This is a genomic window from Streptomyces capoamus (genome assembly GCF_014654935.1).
Classification (GTDB): domain Bacteria; phylum Actinomycetota; class Actinomycetes; order Streptomycetales; family Streptomycetaceae; genus Streptomyces; species Streptomyces capoamus.
On sequence record NZ_BNBF01000051.1, the window covers coordinates 946 to 6,157 of the forward strand.

General features: G+C 68.6%; 6 protein-coding genes and 1 pseudogene. 6 read left to right on the forward strand and 1 reads right to left on the reverse strand.

Features of this window, described 5'->3' with window-relative positions; all coding sequences use genetic code 11:
* The 3 genes and pseudogenes from IE312_RS37395 to IE312_RS37405 form a co-directional block, all read left to right on the forward strand.
* Nucleotides 1-262 (forward strand): annotated as a pseudogene (locus IE312_RS37395) (aa3-type cytochrome oxidase subunit I); the annotation flags it as partial.
* Nucleotides 259-657: a cytochrome c oxidase subunit 4 gene (locus IE312_RS37400; protein WP_189986773.1), complete on the forward strand. Its 399-nt coding sequence runs from the start codon at nt 259-261 to the stop codon at nt 655-657. The pseudogene IE312_RS37395 and the gene IE312_RS37400, both read left to right, overlap by 4 nt.
* Before the next feature lie 157 nt (nt 658-814).
* Nucleotides 815-2,077, forward strand: a complete 1,263-nt coding sequence (locus IE312_RS37405) for a L,D-transpeptidase (protein ID WP_189986774.1) — start codon at nt 815-817, stop codon at nt 2,075-2,077.
* 92 nt (nt 2,078-2,169) lie between these two features.
* Here the strand turns inward: IE312_RS37405 and IE312_RS37410 are convergent, their stop codons facing one another.
* Complete coding sequence (locus IE312_RS37410) at nt 2,170-2,571, reverse strand: response regulator (protein ID WP_189986775.1); 402 nt, start codon at nt 2,569-2,571, stop codon at nt 2,170-2,172.
* Between the two features lie 166 nt (nt 2,572-2,737).
* Between IE312_RS37410 and ctaE the strand changes: the two genes are divergently transcribed.
* From ctaE to qcrA, 3 genes are all read left to right on the forward strand, one after another.
* Nucleotides 2,738-3,400, forward strand: a complete 663-nt coding sequence (gene ctaE / locus IE312_RS37415) for an aa3-type cytochrome oxidase subunit III (protein WP_189986776.1) — start codon at nt 2,738-2,740, stop codon at nt 3,398-3,400.
* A gap of 62 nt (nt 3,401-3,462) precedes the next feature.
* On the forward strand, nt 3,463-4,275 hold the full coding sequence (qcrC, locus tag IE312_RS37420) for a cytochrome bc1 complex diheme cytochrome c subunit (RefSeq protein ID WP_189986777.1): 813 nt from the start codon (nt 3,463-3,465) through the stop codon (nt 4,273-4,275).
* The coding region (gene qcrA / locus IE312_RS37425; protein WP_229900916.1) for a cytochrome bc1 complex Rieske iron-sulfur subunit at nt 4,272-5,212 on the forward strand (941 nt) is incomplete at its 3' end. The genes qcrC and qcrA, both read left to right, overlap by 4 nt.

Here is a 5,212-nt window from a genome sequence, read left to right on the forward strand (position 1 = left end):
GATCCTGCCGTTCCTCTACAACGTCTGGAAGACGGCCAAGTACGGCAAGCCGGTCGGCGTGGACGACCCGTGGGGCTACGGCCGTTCGCTGGAGTGGGCGACGTCCTGCCCGCCGCCGCGGCACAACTTCCTCACCCTGCCGCGGATCCGCAGTGAATCCCCGGCGTTCGACCTGCACCACCCTGAGATCGCCGCGCTCGAGCAGCTCGAGCACGCCGGTCACGGCACCGCCGTCGCGGGCAGCAAGGAGGCCGGCAAGTGAAGATCCAGGGTCGGATGTTCATCTGGCTGAGCGTCTTCATCCTGATCATGGCCATCGTGTATGGCGTGTGGTCGAAGGAGCCGGCCGGTACCACCGCGCTCTTCCTGGCCTTCGGCCTGAGCGTCATGATCGGCTTCTACCTGGGCTTCACCGCCCGGCGGGTCGACGCGGGCGCCCAGGACGACAAGGAGGCGGACGTCGCGGACGACGCGGGCGAGCTGGGCTTCTTCAGCCCGCACAGCTGGCAGCCGCTCATGCTGGGCTTCGGCGGCGCGATCGCCTTCCTCAGCATCGCGGTCGGCTGGTGGCTGATCTACTTCTCCGCGCCGTTCATCGCGATCGGCCTGTTCGGCTGGGTGTTCGAGTACTACCACGGTGAGAACCGCACCCAGTAGGACGCGCGTGACGCACCGGGAGCCCGGACCTTCCCCAGGAGGGTCCGGGCTCCCGGCTTTTCCGGCGACCCGGCGTGTCCTTCCTTTGCCGCAGTGTCGTTCGCTCGTACGAGTTACCTGCCGCGCCGGTACGGTCTCCAGCTCATAGCGTGATCGTATGAACCACACTCCGCGGACCCGCACCGTCGTCAGCTGCACCCTGCTGGTGACCGCCCTCGGCGCGGGCGTCACCGCTTGCGGTTCGGACGGCAACCCCCTGTCGGCCAGGCCGTACGACGCAGCGGGCCTGATCTCCTTCAACGGCCCCACCGAGGCGGGAAAGCGGGCCGACCCGGACAAACCCCTGGAGGTCACCGCCGACAGCGATGAGGGCCGTATCACGGACGTCACCGCCCAGGACGCCACAGGGCGCTACGTGGCGGGCGAACTGGCCGCCGACGGCAGCCGGTGGCACAGCACCTCCCCGCTGGCCGCCAGCGCCCACTACACGGTCACGGTGAGCACCGAGGACGAGGACGGCGCGCCCGGCCGCAAGGTGCTCACGTTCGACACCAGCAAGCCCACCAGCAAGCAGCGCCTGAACGTCACGTTCGGGCCGGGGAAGGGCACCTACGGCGTCGGACAGCCGATCACCGCCCAGCTCGACCACGAGATCAAGGACAAGGCGCAGCGCGCCGTGGTGGAACGCGCCCTGCGGGTGGACTCCACGCCGGCCGTGCCGGGCGCCTGGCACTGGGTGGACAACAAGGAGCTCCACTACCGCCCCAAGGAGTACTGGCCCGTCCACGCCACCATCCAGGTGCACAGCAACCTGGACGGCGTCCGGATCGGCGACCGGCTCTGGGGCGGGAAGGCGAAACCGGTGAAGATCACCACCGGTGACCGGATCGAGGCCGTCACGGACGCCGCCTCGCACCAGATGACCGTCTACCGGAACGGCGAGGAGATCAACCAGATCCCCGTCACCACAGGCAAGCCCGGCTTCGAGACCCGCAACGGCGTCAAGGTGGTCCTGGCCAAGCAGTACTTCGTACGCATGCGCGGCACCACGGTCGGCATCGCCGAGGGCAGCTCCGACTCCTACGACCTGCCGGTCTACTACGCCACCCGGGTCACCTGGTCCGGCGAGTACGTGCACGCCGCCCCCTGGTCCGTGGGCTCCCAGGGCTACGCCAACGTCAGCCACGGCTGCACGGGGATGAGCACGTCCAACGCCGAGTGGTTCTTCGACACCGTCCGCGAGGGCGACATCGTCAGGGTCGTCAACTCCAACGGCAACGACATGGAGCCCTTCGGCAACGGCTTCGGCGACTGGAACGTCGACTGGCAGAAGTGGCGTCAGGGCAGTGCCCTCTTCAACGGCAGACCGGACGGCCCGGCCCCGTCGGACGCCCTCAGGATCCAGCCAGCGGCCCTGTGAGCGCCCCGCGGCGCGGGGCCCGGGCCGAGCCGCGGCAGCCGCCGCGTGGGAGCCGTACGCACCCACGCGGCGACCGCCGCACGCATCCCCGGCTAGGCGCCCACCAGCCGCTTGCCGCGCAGCAGGGAGGCCAGGGCCGAGGCGAACTCCACGGGATCCACCGGCAGGGTGACCGCCGCGTCGGCCCGGCTCCACGTGGCCAGCCACGCGTCCTGCGGCCGCCCCATCAGCAGCAGCACCGGCGGACAGCCGAACACCTCGTCCTTGATCTGCCGGCACATCCCCATGCCGCCCATCGGCACGGCCTCGCCGTCGAACACGCAGACGTCGATGCCGCCCCGGTCCAGCTCCCGGAGGACCGCGTCGGGGGTCGCGCACTCGACGAACTCGACCAAGGGCACATCGGGGGCCGGGCGGCGCCCGGCGGCCAGCCGTACGTGCTCGCGGGTGGTGGAGTCGTCGCTGTAGACCAGCACCGTGGCGGTCGGCTGCATGGTTCCTCCGGGACGTCAGCGTCGTACGGACAGGACGGGCGGGGCCGTTCCGGCGGATGTTACTCCCGTCCCCGTCCCCGTGAACACCACGTCAACACCGGTCCCACGGGTGGCAACACTCCGAACGGCACCCCCCGGAGTGAGCGCGAGATAAGCGCCCGACATAATGTCGGTCGTGGCGACAGCAACGACAGTAGAAACCGGGCACGCGCACCCGTCGGTCAACCGGCCGAACCTCACCAGCGTCGGAACCATCATCTGGCTGAGTTCCGAGCTGATGTTCTTCGCGGCCCTCTTCGCGATGTACTTCACCCTCCGGTCGGTGACCGGACCGGTCCACTGGAAGGAACAGGCGGAGGCACTCAACGTGCCCTTCTCCGCCACGAACACCACGATCCTGGTGCTCTCCTCCCTCACGTGCCAGCTCGGCGTGTTCGCGGCCGAGCGGGGCGATGTGAAGAAGCTCCGTGGCTGGTTCATCCTCACCTTCGTCATGGGTGCGATCTTCATCGGCGGTCAGATCTACGAGTACACGGAGCTGGTGAAGAAGGACGGCATCTCGCTGTCCTCCTCCGAGCCGTACGGGTCGGAGGACGGCATCTCGCTGTCCTCCGACCCGTACGGCTCGGTGTTCTACCTGACCACCGGCTTCCACGGCCTGCACGTGACGGGCGGTCTCATCGCCTTCCTGCTGGTCCTCGGCCGCACCTACATGGCCAAGAGGTTCACTCACGAGCAGGCGACCGCCGCCATCGTCGTGTCCTACTACTGGCACTTCGTCGATGTCGTCTGGATCGGCCTCTTCGCCACGATCTACCTGATCAAGTAGCCGGGACCGCTCCCGCACATCCAGAAGCACCGACGCAGAAGATCCTGACACCGGGGTAATCCGTGAAAAAGCTCTCCGCACGACGACGCCATCCGCTGGCGGCGGTCGTCGTCCTACTCCTCGCGCTGGCGGCCACGGGGGGGCTGTACGCCGCGTTCGCGCCCGCGGGCAAGGCGCAGGCCGATGAAACCTCCCAGTCCCTGACCATCAAGGAGGGCAAGAAGCTCTACGAGGTCGGCTGCGCCAGCTGCCACGGCACCGGTGGCCAGGGCTCCTCCGACGGACCGAGCCTCGTCGGCGTGGGTGCCGCCGCGGTCGACTTCCAGGTCGGCACCGGCCGTATGCCCGCCGCGACCTCGCAGGGCGCCCAGGTCCCGCGCAAGAAGAACATCTACACGCAGGCCCAGATCGACCAGCTCGCCGCGTACGTCGCCTCGCTGGGTGCCGGCCCGAGCGTGCCCACCGACCAGCAGTACGGCCCCGCGGGCGCGGACATCGCCAAGGGTGGCGAGCTGTTCCGCACCAACTGCGCGCAGTGCCACAACTTCACCGGCAAGGGCGGTGCCTTGACGAAGGGCAAGTACGCGCCGAGCCTGGAGGGTGTCGCTCCGAAGCACATCTACGAGGCCATGCAGACGGGCCCGCAGAACATGCCGTCCTTCCCCGACACCACGATGTCGGAGAAGAACAAGAAGGACATCATCGCGTACCTGAACGCGGTCAACGGCGATGAGACCGAGAACCCCGGCGGTCTGGAGCTGGGCGGCCTCGGGCCGGTCAGCGAGGGTCTGTTCGCCTGGATCTTCGGCCTCGGCGTGCTGATCGCGGTCGCCGTCTGGGTCGCCGCTCGGACCGCAAAGGCCAAGAAGTCATGAGTAGCCAAGACATTCCAGAAGAGAACCTGCCCGCTGAGCAGGGCCACGCACACGGCGCGGTAGGGGTCGCGGACGAGGAGAACCCGTTCGCCGACCCGGGCCTGCCGCCGCACGAGCACCGGATCCAGGACGTCGACGAGCGGGCCGCCAGGCGGTCCGAGCGGATGGTCGCCCTGCTGTTCACGGTGTCCATGCTGGCCACCATCGGCTTCATCGCCTCCTACGTGGCGATCCCGGACGACAAGTCGATCTTCGTCTTCCCGATCGGGCACCTCAGCGCGCTGAACTTCGCGCTGGGTCTGACCCTGGGCACGGCGCTGTTCTGCATCGGCGCCGGCGCGGTCCACTGGGCACGCACCCTGATGTCCGACGTGGAGGTCGCCGACGAGCGGCACCCGATCGAGGCTCCCCCGGAGGTCCGGGCGAAGGTCCACGAGGACTTCCGCCAGGGCGCCAAGGAGTCGGCGCTCGGCCGCCGCAAGCTGATCCGCAACACGATGTTCGGCGCGCTGGCCCTGGTGCCGCTCTCCGGCGTCATGCTGCTGCGCGACCTCGGTCCGCTCCCGCACAGCAAGCTGCGTCACACCATGTGGGCCAAGGGCATGCGCCTGGTCAACATGAACACGAACCAGCCGCTGCGTCCCGAGGACGTCGCCGTGGGCTCGCTCACCTTCGCCAAGCCGGACGGCCTGGAGGAGAACCAGGAGGAGTTCCAGACGGAGATCGCCAAGGCGGCCCTGATGATCGTCCGGCTGCAGCCGGGCAACATCAAGGACAAGCGCGAGCTCGACTGGTCGCACGAGGGCATCGTCGCCTTCTCCAAGATCTGCACCCACGTCGGCTGCCCGATCTCGCTGTACGAGCAGCAGACGCACCACGTGCTGTGCCCGTGCCACCAGTCCACCTTCGACCTCTCCGACGGTGCCCGAGTGATCTT